The sequence below is a fragment of the Stieleria marina genome (genome assembly GCA_007741555.1).
Classification (GTDB): Bacteria; Planctomycetota; Planctomycetia; order Pirellulales; family Pirellulaceae; genus K23-9.
In genome coordinates, this window is the sequence record CP036526.1 from 3,508,603 (window position 1) to 3,527,160 (window position 18,558).

The 18,558-nt window shown below is 54.6% G+C and carries 8 protein-coding genes; 5 read left to right on the plus strand and 3 right to left on the minus strand.

Features of this window, described 5'->3' with window-relative positions; all coding sequences use genetic code 11:
• Positions 1-43: 43 nt before the first annotated feature.
• The gene (locus K239x_RS12230) at positions 44-2,071 is read right to left on the minus strand and encodes a tetratricopeptide repeat protein (protein WP_145418307.1); all 2,028 of its coding nucleotides are present in this window, start codon (positions 2,069-2,071) and stop codon (positions 44-46) included.
• Positions 2,072-2,169: 98 nt separating this feature from the next.
• Between K239x_RS12230 and K239x_RS12235 the strand changes: the two genes are divergently transcribed.
• From K239x_RS12235 to K239x_RS12255, 5 genes are all read left to right on the plus strand, one after another.
• Positions 2,170-2,907 carry a class I SAM-dependent methyltransferase gene (locus K239x_RS12235; protein ID WP_145418309.1) on the plus strand — a complete coding sequence of 246 codons (738 nt, stop codon included), beginning with the start codon at positions 2,170-2,172 and terminating at the stop codon, positions 2,905-2,907.
• Between the two features lie 15 nt (positions 2,908-2,922).
• On the plus strand, positions 2,923-4,422 hold the full coding sequence (locus K239x_RS12240; protein WP_145418311.1) for a sulfatase family protein: 1,500 nt from the start codon (positions 2,923-2,925) through the stop codon (positions 4,420-4,422).
• A gap of 413 nt (positions 4,423-4,835) precedes the next feature.
• On the plus strand, positions 4,836-8,708 hold the full coding sequence (locus K239x_RS12245) for a PQQ-like beta-propeller repeat protein (protein WP_145418313.1): 3,873 nt from the start codon (positions 4,836-4,838) through the stop codon (positions 8,706-8,708).
• Positions 8,709-8,839: 131 nt separating this feature from the next.
• Positions 8,840-13,156, plus strand: coding sequence for an outer membrane protein assembly factor BamB family protein (locus K239x_RS12250; RefSeq protein ID WP_419189974.1), 4,317 nt, complete (start codon positions 8,840-8,842; stop codon positions 13,154-13,156).
• Between the two features lie 5 nt (positions 13,157-13,161).
• Entirely contained in the window at positions 13,162-14,181 is a 1,020-nt protein-coding gene (locus K239x_RS12255) for a hypothetical protein (protein WP_145418318.1), read from the plus strand.
• 37 nt (positions 14,182-14,218) lie between these two features.
• Here K239x_RS12255 and K239x_RS12260 read toward each other — a convergent pair whose 3' ends face one another.
• Together K239x_RS12260 and K239x_RS12265 are read right to left on the minus strand one after the other, a co-directional pair.
• Positions 14,219-15,625 carry a DUF1501 domain-containing protein gene (locus K239x_RS12260; RefSeq protein ID WP_145418320.1) on the minus strand — a complete coding sequence of 469 codons (1,407 nt, stop codon included), beginning with the start codon at positions 15,623-15,625 and terminating at the stop codon, positions 14,219-14,221.
• 53 nt (positions 15,626-15,678) lie between these two features.
• On the minus strand, positions 15,679-18,459 hold the full coding sequence (locus K239x_RS12265; protein ID WP_419189975.1) for a PSD1 and planctomycete cytochrome C domain-containing protein: 2,781 nt from the start codon (positions 18,457-18,459) through the stop codon (positions 15,679-15,681).
• Positions 18,460-18,558 lie beyond the last annotated feature (99 nt).

Here is an 18,558-nt window from a genome sequence, read left to right on the forward strand (position 1 = left end):
TTTGATTGAAACGACAATCGTTGCATTGGGGCGGAGATGGTGATCATCGCGATTTTGCTTTCAAAGCAACCAAGCTGCGCTCGATTCGATTTGCCACGTCATGCTTGCCTTCGGATCGAGCGGCGACCAGCAATTTTTCCGCAGCCACAGCGGCTTGTTCGCTTTGTCCGTTTTGCAAATAGGCGGTCATCAGGTTCATGCAGCTCGAAAAATCCGGTTCGATTTTGACAGCGGCCTCAAAATGCTCGATGGCTGCGGGCAACTGACCCATCTCAGCCAGCAGCGAACCAAGGTTGGTATGCGCTGCCGCGTCTTGGGGAGCATACTCCAGGCAGGCCTGGTAGGCTTCGATTGCTTGTCCCGTTTTTCCGCTTTGTTCCAGCCAAAACGCCAGGTTGTAACGCAACATCGGTTCAGTCGGACTGACCCGAATCGCTTCGCGGTAAACGTCGATGATTCGTTTGCGATAGCCCCTGTTTTCCAAAGCGGTCGCGTAGGAGATCACGCCCATTTTCATATCGGGTCGGGCCTCGAATGACCGCCTCATTTTGGCCAACCCTTGTTCGTGGTCGCCGTCGTTGAATTCCACGCATCCCTGGCACATCATGGCGTACATGTTGTCGGGTTCGTGTTTCAGGACTTCTTTCCACACGATCTGACGGCTGCTCAGTCGAGGCATGGTTCGTGCGGTGACCATCGAGCTGACGAAGATTGTGATCGCAAAAACGCCCACCGGGACCCAGTAGTTTGAAAGCAGTTTTCCCGCCGCTGCGATGGGACGACTGGGAAACGAATCTCGAGCGACGTCCGTGAATTTGCCCCACCAGCCAAACACGAGTGCGACCAGCAGCGGCGTCACGGCGGCCAAGGGAACATACAGTCGGCGGTCCGAGATTTCTTCCAGCGGCAGCGGTACGATCAAGGTCGGCGACAATACGGCAAAGAACCAGATCAACACGTATCCGCTGGCACGTCGTTTGATAAGCAACCAAGCGGTGACGGCGCCATAGATCACCAAGCCCAGAACACCCGGCCAGGCTTCTGACATACTGGTAAGCGTGGGGACTTGATGATGCAGCACCAGTGGGTACGGGACGAACGTCATCTTCCAGTAGACAAAGAACGCATTAGCCTGCGTCATCCACCAGTCGACCGCCGAAATCGTGTTGTTGAAACCTGCCAATGGCGTCGTGTAGCCCGACGTGTAAAGCCACGCGATGGGAATCCACGAAAGGGCCAGCCCTACATAGAGCGGCCATGATCGCTTGATGTGATCGCGAGTCGTGCCCGGCATGAACGTCCATTCGTACAACAGCACCATCGCGGGAACCGACGCCATCATTTCTTTGCACATCATCCCCGACGTGCAAGCGACGGTGGCGAGGATCAGCCAGATCGTCCGGCCGACCAGTGAGTTGCTCTGCCAATACAGCAGGCTGAGATAGATTGTCAGGAGATAGAAAAAACCCATCATCAGCTCGGTGCGCTGCGTAAGGTAGATTAGTGTTTCGCTATGACACGGGTGCACCATCCACAGCAGCGCCGCGACGAAAGCGATGGCGTGCCGAATCGATCCGAATCGTTCGACTAAACGCGGCTGCTTCAGCGTAAACGCAACAATCGCCCACAGCAGTGCAGCGGTTGCGACGTGCAACGCAATGTGGAACAACCGGTAGCCCCAAGGGTTTTCGCCGCCAAAATGATAGTTGACCGCAAACGCTAAGCTGACCAACGGGCGAGCGGTGACTGGGGTGCTTGGCTTGGGGTTCAGCGGTCCGAAACTTCCTTCGTCGCCAAACAAAGGAAACAGTTGATGAATGGATTCGTTGCCAACGATGGTTGGTAAGTCGTCAAAAATCAGATCGTAGTCCAGCGAGCGCGCATAAAGCCACCAAGCGACGGCGATCAAAAACAACAGCCCCAGCAGATACCAAGTCCACGATTGAGCTACACTGGCGGTCGGCTCGGCGGCGGAGCGTTCGCCGGTTCGCGCAGCCGAATCCGCAGCTTCGGGTGGATCGTTTGAAAGCAAGTTGCTAGACGGCAAACTGCTTGAAGATGATGTGGTCATACGACAGGGCGTTGGTGAGCCAATGTTGTTTCGTCGGTTAGCTAGCAGTACGGTACGTCACGACACTCCCAACCAACAAGACGAATCGAGCGAAGCCTGTGTTTCATGACGTCGATCAGAACCGCCAACACTACGACAACGTCACAACGGGCAAGAAACCGCTCTATTTTCAGCGGTTCGACACGGAGATCTTGGACAACAATCCGATCGTCGCTGACTTGGTGGCAAAGGCATTCCAGAAAATGTTTCCGACGCCGGCCGGGGATATGCTGGATTTGGGCTGCGGCACGGGTTTTTATTACCCGCTGCTCAGCCAGCACGCTCGGTCGATCGTCGGAGTTGATGTCAGCAGCGAAATGCTAGCCGAAGCCGATCGGCTGATTCAGGACCGTGGCTTGAGTAACTGCCGAGTCGAAGAGGGGTCGGCGATGAAGCTGCCTTTGGAGGACGCGTCGATGGACGTCGTTCATTGCTGGGATTTTTTGCACCACGTCGCCGATATCCCGCAAACCTTGTCCGAAGTCGAACGGGTGCTGAAACCGGGCGGTCGTTTTATCGCGATCGAACCTAATTTGATGAACCCGTCGATCACTTGGTACCACGCACGCCGGCGATCCGAATGGCGATTGTTTACTCAAAACCAGTTCACGCTGCCAAAACATTTGCGCGATCGATTCGTCTTGAGCACCAATTACGACAACACAATCATCAGTTTTCTGAATCCACGCACGCATTGGATCTGGAAAGCCGCCAACGCGATTACGTCCGTCAAGCCACTGCATCTACTGTCGTTTCGGTACACGATCGACGCGACCAAAAAAGTCGCTGTCAGCTAGTTCACGATTGACGGCATGGTTGCTTCTACTGTCTCTGGGATTCCAAGTGATATGAAACCTTATCGCACGAAATCGTTTTTGTTGTTCGGGTTCGCTCTGCTGCTAACGCCAGCGATGTGCGATACGGCGGACGCTGGCAAGAACGTGGTTCTGTTGATTTCGGACAATCAGAACAAAGACGATTGTGGTTGCTACGGCAACGCCGTGATCAAGACGCCGCACATTGATCGCCTGGCGCGCGAAGGTGTTCGTTTTTTGGATGCGTTTGCGACCACGGCTTCGTGCGGGCCAAGTCGAGCGGTGGTTTACACGGGGCTGCAAACGCATGCCAACGGTCAGTACGGTCATGGGCATGGCATTCATACTTATCAATTGGCGCCCAGGATCGAAACAGTTTTCGCATCTCTGCGACGACAAAAGTATCACACTGCTCTCCTGGGCAAACGTCACACGGTTCCTGATTCGGCTTATCCGTTTTCGTTTGACGTCAAAGTCAGCGGGCGGGATGTGATTCGACTGGGAAAAACCGCCAAGGAGTTTATCGAACAAGCGGACGACGAACCCTTTTTCTTGACCATTGGATTTGTTGATCCGCATCCGACGTCCATCGACCGTCCTGGCTGGGGAGTCAATCCGGAACAGTCCAAGGCACCGACTGTGACTTACGATCCTGCGGATGTCATTGTGCCCCCGTATTTGCCCGATCAACCGGAAGTTCGTGAGGGCCTGGCCGGCTACTACCAGCAGATCAGCCATTTGGATTACGGCGTCGGCGAGGTTCTTCGCGTGCTGAAAGAAACCGGCAAGGAAGATGACACGCTGGTGATTTTTACCAGCGACCATGGCACGTCCGAACCCGGAGCAATGGGCAATCACTATGAACCAGGAATTCAGGTTCCGTTCATCGTTCGCGCGCCCAAGGGTGACGGTGGTTTTGTAGCGGCAAACACAACCAACCAAGCTCTAGTCACGTTGGCCGACATCACTCCAACGATTTTGGACTGGACGAACAGCAAGGGGCCAAAGTACTCGCTGCACGGGCGCTCGGTCATCAGTGTGCTCGACGACAGTGATGCCGCCGGTTGGGACCAAGTCATGCTGTCGCACGTGGCCCACGAAGTCACGATGTATTACCCGATGCGAACGATCCGTGACCGTCGCTACAAACTGATTTGGAATATCAATTGGCAGAGCGAATATCCGCTTCCGATCGACACGCTCCGACGCGCGACTTGGACTGAGACGATTCGGCGCGGCGATGCCAAGATCGGTTTGCGATTGATCGATCGCTATCTGCATCGTGATGAAATTGAATTGTACGATTTGCAAAACGATCCGCAGGAATTGAACAATCTTGCGGGGCAACCCAGTCATATGCAAAAGCAACGCGAGCTTTCGCAATCGCTGAACCAGTGGATGACCGAAACGAGTGATCCCTGGTTGGTGCGTCATCGGCTGACGATGCCTGGAGAAGATGCCGCACGATCGAGTCGCCAGCAGTTTTTTGATGATTGAGTGAAAAATTGAACAGTATGCCGTTATGGCGATGGCAAGTGGAGTAGTTTTTTGCGCTGAGGGCACCGCTGGAGTGGCAGATAAAGCATCCACTGGGCGTGCCTGGCAGGTGGTTTTACTGGACGTATTCTGCTGAAATGATTCAATTGGCTTCCCAGGACGAATCACTTATTGACGAGCGAAGATTGGTTTTTAGCGGAATGGCGCACGCGATCGGGTCCTTGACGTACCGGACGGCTCGCGCCGTTCCGCTAACAACTGGACGGCTCGCGCCGCTCCGCTAAAAGTCGCCGCCGTCGCAAAACGCGATTTGCCATGTTGGCTGCCCGCCGAAGCTGCGCAGCCGCGTGGCGATATGGTTACAATAATCGTCCCTCCTACTTAGCCTCGCTTCATCCTCCCTAGGCTTTGACATGAAATTGTCTCTGAAGTGCTGTTTGTTTTTGGCGTGTTTGTTCGCCGTAGTAACGACTGCCAATGCTGACTGGCCGGCTTACCTGCACGGAAACACCCGCGCCGGCTTCTCGGATCAAACGCTCGATCCGTCCTTGAAGCTCGCCTGGACTTACACGGCACCCGCCAAACCCGAAAAAGCTTGGTCGGGACCGCGCGAGGCGGCGATCGAAGGTCACGAGATGAAACATCGCGTCGACTTTGACGACTGTTTCCAAGTGGTCGCGGCCGACGGACGGGTTTTCTTTGGGGACTCGGTGGACCATCAACTTCACTGTGTTGACGCCAAAACCGGCAAGCCCCTTTGGACGTTCTATACCGATGGGCCGATACGCTTGGCTCCCACTTTGGCGTTTGGCAATGTTTACTTTGGCAGCGATGACGGCAAAGTCTATTGCTTGAACGCAGCGGACGGAAAAGTCGTCTGGCAAATGCGAGTTTCCGGCAAAGACGATCGGCTGATTTCGCGAGGCGAGATGATTTCGCGTTGGCCGGTGCGCACCGGTGTTCTGATCGATGGTGACATCGCGTACTTCGGGGCCGGTGTTTTTCCCCACGAAACGATTTACCTCTGTGCAGTGAATGCGCGGGATGGAAAAGTCATTTGGAAAAACGACATGATCAGCCAGCAAGACGCCGGCCGGAATGATCTGTCGCCGCAAGGTTACTTACTCAGCAACAAAGACAATCTGTTTGTGCCCTCCGGCCGATCACTTCCTGTCGCCGTGTCAAAAAAAACTGGCAAGATCATTTTCCAGCGGACGCACTCGTGGCGGACTGATGCTGGTGGTGTGGTCGGCGGAACCAAAGCAGTGTTGGGCGACGGACAGGTTTATTCAGGCGGGGCGCACCACTTCTTGGCAATGGACGAAAACAGCGGCGACGTTGGTGAAGCCTGGATCAATGGTCGGCAGATGGTGTTGGCCGACGAGTTTGCGTATCTGTTGGATGGCGAGAAAATCTTTTGCGTCAATCGCGCCGAACATGCCAAAGCAAGTCAGGAAAAACAGAAATGGTTTTTGAAGGCGCGGGAGTGGCGAAAAGAGCCTAAGAAGGTCAAGCAGGCCAAGCAGAAGATGAAAGAGTACATGGGCGTAGGAATCCAGTGGCAACACGAAAGCAGTTTTGACGACGCTTTGATCGCGACCGCATCGACCGTGATTGCTGGCGGATTGAACGAATTTGTCGTGCTCGATCGCAAAACGGGCAAAGAGCTTTGGAAACATGACGTGGTTGGCAATGTGCGTGGTCTTGCGTTTGACGATGGGCTGCTCACCGTCAGCACGGACGCGGGCCGAATCTATGGATTCCGTCGTGATGCGGGGGAACCAGCAACGTGGCCGTCGCCCGCTGTCAATGCTTTTGCCGATGCTGACAAGTTCTACGCAAATGCAGCCCAAGAGATCATTCGCGAAAGTAATCAGTCCAAGGGATACGCGCTGTTGTTGGGTTGCGAATCGGGGGAACTGGCTTATCAGCTTGCGATTCAAAGTGAACTGAATGTCTTTGTCGTCGAACCAGACCGGGCCACGGCTGAGCGGGCGAGAGCGAATTTGCAAACGACAGGGCTTCACGCGACACGAGTGACCGTGGTTCAGGCGCCTTTGGATCTGATTCCCTTTTCAAACTACTTCGCTAACTTGATCGTCTCCGAATCGATGCTTCGGACGGGCCGTCTACCTTGCAAGGCGGACTCGATTTCGCGATTTCTGAAACCCTGCGGCGGTGTTGCGATCGTGGGGCAATCGTCCGACGCGACACCGGGCGAACAAGCCGCCAGCCAAACAGAGATGCAGTCCTGGCTGACCGCGCTGTATCAGACCGATGAAGGTGAAGTGACCAGCAAGTCGCCTTGGCATTTTGTGCGACGCGGAAAGCTGGCCGGTGCGGGCGATTGGTCGCATCAATATGGCAACGCAGCGAATACATCGTATGCCGATGATCATCGTATTCGCGATGGCTTGGGTGTTTTGTGGTACGGCGATCCCGGCCCCAGCGCGATGATTAATCGGCACGAAGCGTCGGGAGCACCGCTTTCGACCAATGGCAGGATGTTTATCCAAGGGACGGATCGATTGATGGCTTACGACGCCTACAACGGGACGTTTTTGTGGGACTACGCCAATCCTGGCGCGATTCGTACCGGTGTTTTCAACAACCGCGAAACGCACAATCTGGCGGCCAGTGATGACGCGTTATTCGTGGCCGTCGACAATCAATGCACGGCGCTCGATGCAGCGACCGGCAAGGCGATCGCAACGTATACAACACCTGAGTCACCCGATGGAATTGAGCGTGCCTGGGCTTACTTGGCCTATGATTCGGGGCAAGTGTTTGGAACCAGCACGATCCGCCAAGAGTTGGATCGACGTCTGCGACGACGTGGATTGACGGTCAAAAGTCAGACGGATGCAATCTTTGCGGTCGATGTCGCTTCGGGCAAACGAATCTGGACGTACCGCGGTGACAATATTCTGCACACAACGATCGCGATTGGACCCGAGCATGTGTATTTCATTGACAGTTCGATCACGCCTGAGGAACGCCAGCAGCTTTATCTGAAAGACAAAGGCGATCTGAAAGACTTGTCCGGCGAAGCAGCGAAGAAAGCCGAAGCGGAAATGAAGGCGTACGATGTGCGGCTCGCCGTTGCTCTGGACCGTCGAACGGGCGAAAAACTGTGGGAAAAACCCGTCAACGTGACCGACACGACCAACGTCAGTTCCGGCGGTGGATCGCTGACGTTGATGTATGCGGACGATCATGTGGTGCTTTGCGGCGCCAACGCCAACGGTCACTACTGGAAACAGTTTTTGTCCGGACAGTTCGAAAAACGCAAACTGCTGGTTTTAGATGCCCAAGACGGAGCCGAACTATGGTCGCGCAACGCCAACTATATGAACCGGCCTGCGATTGTCGGCAGTGACATTTATGCAGAACCATGGGCGTTTGATTTGCATACGGGACAACCCAAAACACGCCCTCACCCGCTGACGGGAGAAGACAGTCAGTGGCGGTTCAGTCGACCGGGCCACCACTGTGGTGTGATCACCGCGACTCCGAACATGATGTTCTTTCGCTCGGGTTTTATCGGCTACTACGATCTGTATCAGGACAGTGGGACGCGGCACTTTGCCGGACAGCGATTGGGATGTTGGGTCAATGCGATTCCGGGGAACGGGTTGGTGATGATTCCCGAAGCGACGGCCGGTTGTGTGTGTCAGTTTTCGATTGCGTCGACGGTCGTGATGGAACCCAAAACGCAAAACAAGTCTTGGGGAATTTTCAGCGCCGTCGGGCCAACGACTCCGGTTAAACGAATCGGAATCAATTTGGGCGCACCGGGTGACCGCAAAGACATTTCTGGTAACGAATGGTTGGGGTACCCTCGACCCAGCAGTCGAAAACGCCTTGAATTTGAATTGGATTTGGAACCAAAATTGGAAAGCGGTGGAGGCTGGTACAGTCGCAATCCGGACTCGGTAACGATCGACGGTACCGACAAGCCGTGGGTGTACGCCTCCGGTGCCAAGGGGCTTCAGTCCTTGGTGATCCCGCTGTTGGGCAGCAAAGATGACGCCTGCGATTACACGGTCAAACTGCACTTTGCCAATTTGGATGCGTCCGATACTGCTGCGTTTGACATTCGTGTTCAAGACGACGTGGTTGGCAAAGCGGTGGTGGTCGCTGGCAGCGACAAAGCATCCGTTGATCCTCAGGTGCTGACGTTTGAAAACGTGCCGGTCACCGATAACTTGGTCGTTACTCTGAATCCCAGTGACCCTGAGCGATTGCCCACGATTGCCGCGATCGAAGTAATCCGGCAAGACTAGCTGAATCAAACCGCGCGGTTGGCATGCTGCCAACCGCGTAGCTTTGCGATTCGGAAGTTTGTCTTGGACGGCAATTTCGACCAACAACTTTCTTATGATCCTGTGCGCAGGACATGACATCACGATTTCACATGACTGAACGTACTGCTTTGCTGAACCCCATGAAGTCTCTGTTTGTTTTTCTGGCAAGCGTTCTGTTAGTAGCGTGTGCTGTTCCCGCGGCGGCGCAGGACTGGCCCATGTGGCGTTATGATTCAGCGCGAGGTGCTGCGTCGCCCCATTCGTTGCCCGATGAATTGAATCCAATCTGGTCAAATGAATACTCGCGTCGAGTTCAGACTTGGGACGATCCTCTGAATCAAGACTTGATGACTTATGATCGCGTGTTTGAACCAATCGTGTTGGACGGTCGTCTGTTCATCGGTTTCAATGATCGCGACAAGCTCACTGCACTGGACGCGGACACGGGAGTCGAGCTGTGGAGTTTTTATGCCGAGGGTCCGGTTCGCTTGCCACCGGTCGGCTGGAAAGATCGCGTTTTCTTTTGTAGCGATGACGGTTTTTTGTACTGCGTCGATGCAAAAAACGGAAAGCTGCTTTGGAAATTCAGTGGTGCTCCCCATTCGCAGCACGCGATCGGAAATCTTCGTTTAACGTCCGCTTGGCCAGCCCGCGGCGGACCTGTTGTTCGAGACGAAACGGTTTATTTCGCTGCCAGCATTTGGCCGTTCATGGGAACGTTTATTTACGCCTTGGATGCTGATTCGGGTGAGATTCGTTGGGTCAATGATCGCACCGGTTCGCAGTACATTAAGCAGCCGCACAGTGCTCCCGCTTTTGCTGGCGTGGCTCCGCAAGGCGCGTTGGTGGCGACGGATCAGGACTTGATCGTGCCCGGCGGCCGGTCTGTGCCAGCGGTGCTTGATCGTGCCAGTGGCGAACTACGTTATTTCGAGCTTAACGCGGGCGGCAAGGGAACCGGCGGTTCATTTGTCGCCGCGACCGACGACCATTTTTACGTGCACACACGGGAGCGAGGAACGCGCTGCTTTGAAATGGGCAAAGGTGTGAAGACGGCTTTTCAGGTCAATGAACCTGTCTTGCAAGACGACGTGGTGTACGCAGCCGCTGTGGCGGACGGCAAGCAAGTCGTCCGCGCGTACAAAGACGAAAAGCAAATTTGGCAAGTGGAAGCCGACGGAAGCGGCGACGTGATCGTTGCCGGTGACAAATTGTACGCCGCGGGAGCCGATGCCATCGCGGTAGTCCAGATGCCTGGAAAGGGTAGATCACCGAAGGTCGTTCAGGCGTTTCCGGTTTCAGGATCGATTCAACGACTGATCGCGGCCGACGACAAATTGTTCGCCGTCACTTTAGAAGGGCAAATCGTTGCATTTGGAAACGGCGAACTTTCACTTGATCCTGCTGATGCGAAATCAATCGCGAATGCTCCGTTGCCTAAAGCGTCCGGTAATCGCGTCGATCAACTGCTCTCCCGGGTCGACAGCACCGGATTTGCATTATGGTACGGCAAGGCTGACAGCATCGGGGCATGGGCGAGTGCTAGTCGTTCGAAGTTTCAGCAGTTAGCCATCATCGATTCGGATGATTCAAGCTTTGATCGCGTTCGACAGCAATTGGACGCCCAAGGTCTGTACGGCCGAGTCACACTGCATCACAGCAAACCTGAGAACTTTCGGGCTCCGCAGTACATCGCTCACTTTGTACACGTCGATCAAGCAGTTGCTGAATCGGCCAGCGATGAAACGATTGCCCAGCTGTATCAATCGGTCCGTCCTTATGGTGGGCTCATGTACGTCGAAGGGAATGACGCCTTAGCAGACCGGATCGAATCATTGGAATTGGAACAGGCCGAAATCGAACGTTTAGATTCTGGCGTTTTCGTTACCCGCGTTGGATCGTTGCCTGGATCGGCTGATTGGACTCATCAATACGGCGACATCTCCAATTCGGTCAAATCAAACGATAGTCGTGTCAAACTGCCGTTGGGAGTGTTGTGGTTTGGCGGCAGTAGCAACATGGACGTGTTGCCACGACACGGTCACGGGCCGCCCGAGCAAGTCGTTGGCGGACGATTGTTTATCCAAGGCATGAACCTCCTAAGTGCTCGGGACGTCTACACCGGCCGAGTGCTCTGGAAACGCGAGTTTAGCGACCTGGGGACGTTCGACGTTTACTACGACGACACCTACGAAGACGTTCCTCTGGATCCGAAGTACAACCAAGTTCACATTCCTGGTGCTAACGCGCGAGGAACGAACTACGTCGTCACCGAGGAACGTGTTTACATCGTCGAAGGCAACGTGTGTCATGCTCTGGATCCTGCCACCGGCAAGACGATCGCGAAGATTCAATTGCCCAAGGGCGACGACGGTGGCATTCCGGATTGGGGATACATCGGAGTCTACGAAGACGTGTTGATTGGCGGAGTCGGGTTTGCCAATTTTCGCCAGCGACATGGGCTTGAGTTTCCTTCGGACGTAGGACTCAAAACGAACAAGAAGGGGTTCGGATCCAAAAGCATGGACCGTGCTGCCAGTGTGGCGTTGATTGGATTTGACCGTCTAAGTGGAAAACAGCTTTGGCGGGCCGACGCTAAGCACTCGTTTTGGCACAACGGAATCGTCGCGGGCGGCGGCAAGATATTTTGTTTGGACAAGAACCCGCAGCAAATCGAAGACGCGATGCGTCGCCGTGGAAAAACGAATCCCGATACCTATCGAATCGTCGCGTTGGACGCTGTTACGGGAAAACCGGAATGGGAGATCAATGAGAACATCTTTGGTACTTGGCTAGGCTATTCCGAAAAGCACAATGTTCTGTTGCAGGCAGGTTCCAAAGCAAGCGATCGCTTGTCGACCGAAGCCGCGCGAGGAATGGCGGTGTACCGTGGCAAGAATGGCGACGTTGTTTGGCAGAATAATGATCTGAACTACGCCGGTCCCTGCATTTTGCACAACGAACTGATCATCACCAACGCAAATTCGTACAGCGAATCGGCAGGTGCATTCGGCTTGTTGACCGGAAAGCAGCGTTTGGTTCGCAATCCGTTGACGGGCGAAATGCAGCCTTGGAAAATCACGCGAGCCTACGGATGCAACAATATCATTGCGGCGGAAAACTTCTTGACGTTTCGCTCCGGTGCCGCGGGTTTTTACGACATGTTGAGCGAATCAGGGACGGGGAACCTAGGGGGATTCAAATCCGGGTGCACATCAAACCTTGTCGTGGCCAATGGAGTCCTCAATGCACCTGACTACACTCGCACGTGCAGTTGCTCTTACCAAAACCAAACGTCCTTGGCGTTGGTGCACATGCCCGACATGGAAATGTGGAGCGTCAGCAATGAGGTCGCGGTGCTGCCAGACGACAGGGACATTTCGTCGCTTGCCCTTAACCTTGGCGCCCCCGGCGATCGACGCGACGCCAACGGACTGCTTTGGATCGAACATCCAGTCGTTGCAGGTGATTCGGCTCCGGTCGATATTCGTATCAATAGCGATGCCACTTATTTTCAGAGTCACTCGTCTCGAGTCCTGGGCAGTCAGACTCCTTGGATTTCGGCGTCGGGCGTGGACGGGATCAAGTCGTTGCAGATTCGCTTGGAACTTAAATCGCCATCGACGATGAAAGGCGGGATCGTTATCGAAGACTCGTCCGACGATGCCGAAGAGTCCGAAAGCGGCGACGTCAATCTTGGTAGTACCGATCTGGAACTCTGTGAAGACGGAAATGCACAGCTGGTTGGAATGCGATTCAACGATGTCCACTTGGGGCGCGAATCAAAAATCCGAAAGGCCTACATTCAGTTCACTTGTGACGAAACATCCAGCGAAGCCACGACGCTGATTCTGACGGCCGAACAGACCGGGAACGCGTCGGCATTCGAGTCGACCAAACATGACGTGAGTTCTCGCGTCAAGACCAAGTCGGAGATCGGCTGGAAACCCAAGCCGTGGACCAAAAAAGGTCAGTCCACACAAGCGCATCGGACCCCGGATCTGTCTCGGCTGATTCGCGAAGTGATCGCTCGGCCGGATTGGAAACCTGGCAATTCGATGGCTTTCTTGTTAACTGGCAGTGGCAAACGGGTGGCGTCTTCTTCCAAGGCCGGTATCAAAAAGGCGCCCCGCTTGGTCATTGATGCCGACGAAGTTCTGCCAAGCGATGCCAACCGCGTCGTACGCACGTCGACTTATGACGTGACGTTTCACTTTGCCTGTTCACCCGACAAATTGACCACCCGCGTGTTTGATGTTTTGCTGGGCGACAAAACCGTGTTAAGCGATGTCACACTAGATGCCCAACACCCAAGTGTGACACGCACGTTGCGTGGCGTGTCCGCGGCCGACGAGATGCAATTCAAATTTCAGTCCAAGACCGGCCAAGCATGTTTGGCTGGGATCGAAATCAGGCGAAACAAATGATCGGAATGACAGTAGAGTGGTTGTCGAACGGGGTTCGAGACCGCCGAATCGCAGGAGTTTCTTTCGCACTGATACTGGCGGGAGTATTGGCGGCATGCCAAGTGCCGGTGTTTCGCTATGCACTGGAAAGATGGCAGCCGGACCATTACCAACTGCTGGTGCTCTGCGATCGAGAGCTGACTGAGACTGAGGCCGAGCAAGTTGACCAACTGCGTCAACGGGCCGGCCGATCGTCATCGTCGTCGTCCGTGTCCAGCAATTTTGATGTGCGAATTGTTCGCACCGATCAATCCGAAAACCGTTTTGCCAAAGTAACATGGGAGCAGCATGGATCGAGGAACCAACCGCTGCTGGCCGTGATGTATCCCGAGAATGCCCAGGAAATTCCGGATCCACTTGCGGGGACGTTTCGTTTGTCATCCGACGCGATCGACAACGTTACACGATCTCCCGTCCGAACCGAAATCGCCAAGCGTTTGTTGAGCGGACAATCGGCCGTCTGGATCTTTGTTCCCATTGGGGACCCGGACCAAGATGATGAGTGTCTGGCCACACTGCAAAGAGAGGTTCAGCGAAACCAGGATTCGTTGGAATTGCCGGAACAAGAGGAGGTCGAAGGCGAAGAAGCGTTGTTGGCAGAAGTGGACATCGAATTGCGATTGGAGTTTTCGATCATTACGCTGAACCGTGATGATCCCAAAGAAAAATTTCTACTCGATCTTTTGTTGTCCAGTGAACCGGATTTAGCTGACTTGAAACAACCGATGGCATTTCCAGTGCTCGGTCGAGGGCGAGTCTTGTACGCCTTGGTTGGCAAGGGAATTGCAGAGGACACTATCGGCATTGCGTCGCGATTCATCATCGGACCTTGTTCGTGTCAGGTGAAAAACCAGAACCCAGGATTCGACCTGTTGATGAATTGCAACTGGGACGAAGAAATTGGGACCGCTAAGCTGAGCGAAGAGATTCCGTCGGATAAGTCGCCTCCGGTGAAGCTGAGTATCCCGCCGGGAAAGAAAAAGTAGCCGCTGGCATCGCCGTGAAAAGTCGTCGGCAAATTGCCTAGGCGATCAATTCGTTGATCACGTCCCCACCGAATTGGCTGAGCTGTTTGAACCGACCAGCGTGGTAGTAGGTCAGCTTGTTGTCGTCCAAGCCGAGCAACCGAAGGAGCGTGACATGAACGTCGCGCAGTGGATGCACGCATTCGACCGCTTCACCGCCGACCTCGTCAGTGGCTCCAATCGTCTCACCGGCTTTGACACCGCCGCCTGCGAACCACATCGTCATCGCTTTGGCGTTGTGGTCACGCCCATATGATTTTCCGCCGCCTCGCAATCCGTTGTCTGGCGTGCGGCCAAATTCGCCGCAAAAGAACACGAGCGTGTCCTTCAGCATTCCTCGCTGTTTTAGATCTTTAAGCAACGCTGCGATGGGTTGATCGACGCTGCGAATCAGTGATCCGTGGGCTCGTTCGATATAGTCGTGGCTGTCCCAGTTGCCTGCGTACGCTTGTACAAAACGCACGCCCTTTTCGACCAAACGCCGGGCCAGCAAGCATTTTCGACCAAAGCGATCGGTCTTGGCGTCACCAATACCGTACATGTCGAGTGTCGAGCGGCTTTCGCCATCGATATCAAGAATCCCCGGCACCTCGCTTTGCATTCGATAGGCCAGTTCGTACGATCCCATGCGGGCGGCCAGTTCGCTGCGGCCGGGACGGCCGGTTAAGTGTTGTTGGTTTAGCTTGGCCAGTAGATCCAAATTCTCTCGTTGTTGATCTGAGGTCATTCCGGCTGGAAGATTCAGATTCAGAATCGGGCTTCCCTGAGGACGAAGCGGCGTGCCCTGGTACTCAGCCGGCAGAAAACCGTTGGACCAATTTGCCGCGCCGCCTTGAGGATAACTGGAACGAGGCAGCACGACGAATCCGGGCAGATTTTTGTTGGACGTCCCCAGTCCATAAGTCACCCAAGCTCCGACGCCAGGATCACCGCCGAACCGATTGCCAGTGTTGATGTGGTAGCAAGCCGTCGGATGGTTGACCGATTCGGCTTGCGCACCACGATAGAAGCAGATGTCATCGACACGCTCTTGGAGGTGAACCCACTGATCACAGATGTCAGCACCGCATTGGCCGGCCTTCTTGAATTTGAAAGGTGATTTAACAAAGTAGCGTTTGCCCGATGACATGGCACTCTGCTCTTCGCCGCTCCGCGAGAACTCTTGCAGATGTCGCTTTGTCAATTCAGCTTTTGGGTCAAATGTATCGATCTGCGAAGGACCGCCTTCCATCATCAGAAAAATGCAACGCTTAGCCTTCGCCGGAAAATGCGGGACTTGAGAAACAGTCGCGGACGGTTCATCTGCCTGCAGCATCGATGTAAGCGCGACCGACCCGAGACTTGCGCCTAAGCCGTACAAGAAGTCGCGACGTGGCCGATAGATGTTTTGCTGAAATGGATTCATGGTCAAGTTGCTGCCGAGTTCCGAGAAGGGGCGATCGAGGGGAGCATTCGGAACTAGTCCAAGTAAGAAAATTCGTTCAGGTTCATCAGCACCAAGCACACTTGGCCGAGCGCTCGCGTACGTGCATCCAACTGCGACGGTTGCACATCGGGAACATAGTTTGCGTAGGCCGGCATGATTTCGATGAAGTCATACGGCTCGCCGGTTTTTTCTGCCATCACGGTGCGAACAATCTTGGTGTCCAATCGAACCGGTTCATACAACTTGCCCTGCTCTGACTTGATTGCTCGATCCCAATGCGACTTTACAGCCTGCAGTTCAGATTCTATGGGGATTCGAGCCAAAGCAATCTGAAACGCGTCTTGTACCACGTCGTCTGCGTCGTCGTTTCGACTGAGAAGTGATTTGGCAAACGCGAGCGAACGATCTTGCATTTCTTGGGCGTTCAATAACGTAAACGCTTGCGGCGCGACCGTCGATGTTTCTCGAAGTTCGCAGGATCGGTCAGGGCCGGGTTGGTTGAATGTCTCGAAGAATGGATCACGCAGTCCGCGGATTTTCTCCGCATAGATACTGCGCCGATTGCGTTGTTGCGGCAGTGCGTCAGGTTCGTAAACCGATGCGGTGCCACCCATGATTTGACGCGGCTGCATGGCCACTTCCTGATTCAGGTCCGGTCGGCAAGGCAGTCCGCCGATTTGTCGATTCAGTTCGCCGCTGCACGACAGCAACGCGTCTCGCATTTCTTCTGCCGTCAATCGACGTGGCAAAAAAGTCGCGTACAAGTCTCGTTTTGGATCCTTCGCTTCCACTTGCTCGGGATTCAAGTGGCGTGAACTGCGCCGGTACGTTTGCGATTGGACAATCAAACGATTTAGTTTTTTGATCGACCATCCGTTGTCAACGAACCAGTTGGCCAGATAGTCCAGTAATTCGGGGTGCGTTGGCAGTCGACCTGTGGCGCCAAAATTGTTGGGGTTGCCGGCGATTCCCTTGCCAAAATGCCAGCTCCATACACGATTAACGATCACGCGGCTGGTCAGCGGATTGTCGTCGTGGATGATCCAGTCAGCCAACGCCATTCGACGCTTGCCCTTGCCGCTGGGGAAGGGACGCGATGGCATGTCCCCGATGCGTTCTGCGGCGCTCAGTGCCCCTGGCGTTACGGGGGCGCCCGGCGAAAACGCATCGCCGCCAGTCAGGATCGTGTCCTTCTCGAAGTAACCCTTTTTCCAAGGATTCAAAGGAACGGTGAGTCGGCCGCTGACATTGTTTCTGGCGACCGTTTTTCCGGTGTACACCGACAATGCGATTGGACGGGTTTTGTCCAACTCCCATTCATGTCGTTTGATGTTCTTGTTCATGCGAGCTTGAGACGCTTCGTCGCCCGGGTCCAATCCGTTGTCGCCGATCTTGGCGTTTGCGCTTTCTGTTTTGCGTTTTGCTGCGATTTTTTGCGAAAGCTCCTGCTGCTGTTTTTTGTAGGCTTCGATTTTGGCCGTGGTCCATTGGTCGCCCGCCTCGAATCCGGTTTGGCATTCATCATCAGTGAATGGGACGTCGGGTTCTGCGAACTGAGTCGTCGAAAAGACAGCCATCACGCTGTAGTAGTCGCGAGTCGGGAGCGGATCAAACTTGTGGTCGTGGCACTTGCAACATTGAAGCGGATGAGCCAGGAAAGTTTGCCCTACCGAATCGGTTACGTCGTCGAGCCATTGTTGCCGAGTGACTCGGAAAACGCTCATCGACGTTTGCTCCCACGGGCCCATTCGCAAGAACCCGGTCGCGATCAAATTGTCCGAATCGGTGTTCGATAGCTCATCGCCGGCAATTTGTTGCCGGACGAAATCGCTGTAGGGCAGGTCATTGTTGAACGCGCGAATGACATAATCCCGATATCGCCAAGCGTTTGGCCGAGCATAGTCGTTTGCAAATCCAGCGGAATCTGCGTAGCGACCAACGTCCAACCAGTGGCGACCAAAGTGCTCTCCGTAGTGCGGCGACGACATCAGCGTGTCGGCGTAGTCCGCTACGGCTTTCTGAGTATCAGCCGAGTATGATTTTGCAAAGTTGGCAGTCTGCTGAACCGAAGGTGGTAGGCCAGTCAGTCCAAAACTCAATCTTCGACAAACTTCGTAGGGGAGGGCGTCGGCTGCGGGCTCCAAATCTTTTTGACGCAAAGCCTTGTTGACGAAGTAGTCGATCGGGTGCTGGTCATCGGGCACCACTGAATTCTGCGTCGGACGGTAGGCCCAAAGATGTTCGCTTTGGTAACGCCGGTTTGACCAATCGTCACTGAGGCCGCCAGACGTCGGGACTTGGACGCCTTGCGCGTACTTGTTGCGAATCGATTCGATCGTTGACTGATTCGGCCACGACGCACCCAGGTCAATCCATTTGCGGATCCAATTGACTTGTTCTTCGGTCAGCTTTTCGGATTCCTTGGGCGGCATTTCATAGCCGGATTCACGTCGTGTTGTGACAACGTGCAACATGCTCTTTTGACCGATGCCGGGCAGCACTACGGTATCTTCAAAAGCGTCGCCGCCAACCAGGATCGACTCTCGCGACCGCATGTCGAACCCGCCTTCGATATTGTCGGGATCATCACCGTGGCAGGCGTTGCATTTGTCAGCGAATAGTTGACTGACTTTCAAGGCAAACAGCATTTCGCCGTCGCCCCACTCGCTTGTCGCCGCCATGTCCGTGTCAGGATCGGCCGCCTGCAATGGCATCGCTACCGAAATGCACAGGCTGCACAGAATGATCCCAACTGCCATTTCGATCACGGTCTGTCCTTGTCTTGCGATACGTTGGGTCGCGGTAAGTTGCATAGTGGTGAAGCGATCTCGTTCTTGCCGAAGCATGGTTGGTTTCGACCCGTTGGATGGAAGGCCGATATTCTACACCAACTCGATCACCCTTCGCCTGCG

Excerpts from the sequence above, each read along its gene's own strand:
- K239x_RS12245 (WP_145418313.1), top strand. The coding sequence starts at position 4,836 with ATGAAATTGTCTCTGAAGTGCTGTTTGTTTTTGGCGTGTTTGTTCGCC.
- K239x_RS12265 (WP_419189975.1), bottom strand. The coding sequence starts at position 18,459 with ATGCAACTTACCGCGACCCAACGTATCGCAAGACAAGGACAGACCGTG.
- K239x_RS12260 (WP_145418320.1), bottom strand. The coding sequence starts at position 15,625 with ATGAATCCATTTCAGCAAAACATCTATCGGCCACGTCGCGACTTCTTG.
- K239x_RS12230 (WP_145418307.1), bottom strand. The coding sequence starts at position 2,071 with ATGACCACATCATCTTCAAGCAGTTTGCCGTCTAGCAACTTGCTTTCA.
- K239x_RS12240 (WP_145418311.1), top strand. The coding sequence starts at position 2,923 with ATGGTTGCTTCTACTGTCTCTGGGATTCCAAGTGATATGAAACCTTAT.
- K239x_RS12250 (WP_419189974.1), top strand. The coding sequence starts at position 8,840 with ATGACTGAACGTACTGCTTTGCTGAACCCCATGAAGTCTCTGTTTGTT.
- K239x_RS12255 (WP_145418318.1), top strand. The coding sequence starts at position 13,162 with ATGACAGTAGAGTGGTTGTCGAACGGGGTTCGAGACCGCCGAATCGCA.